The sequence below is a fragment of the Pyramidobacter sp. C12-8 genome (genome assembly GCF_002007215.1).
Lineage (GTDB): Bacteria > Synergistota > Synergistia > Synergistales > Dethiosulfovibrionaceae > Pyramidobacter.
In genome coordinates this window covers 1-296 of sequence record NZ_MUHX01000095.1, presented here as the reverse complement: position 1 = coordinate 296, position 296 = coordinate 1, and the positions used below count along the sequence as shown (strand labels likewise).

Sequence of the window (296 nt, the reverse complement as noted above, 5' to 3'; positions counted from 1 at the left end):
ATGAATTGATAGGGAAGAATAAAATACTTTCAGCCAATACTATTAAATACGGTGGTATAGCTAGATGTGTAAGTGAAATGGCTTTTGGAAATAAGATTGGATTTGTTTTCAATGAGAAAATAGTTTTAAATGAAATTTTCGTTCCAAAGCATGGTTCTATTTTAATTGAAATAGATGAAAATGAAAATGTAGATGCATTGTTAAGTGGAATAAATTATGAAATACTTGGTACTACTGTAGATGGTGAATATATAGAAGTTCTTAAAGAGAGAATACAATTAGATGAACTTATTGAA

At 27.4% G+C, this 296-nt stretch carries 1 protein-coding gene; it reads left to right on the top strand.

Features of this window, described 5'->3' with window-relative positions; translation table 11 throughout:
* On the top strand, window positions 1–296 hold a 296-nt coding region (locus tag B0D78_RS13015), incomplete at both ends, for a hypothetical protein (RefSeq protein ID WP_168170141.1).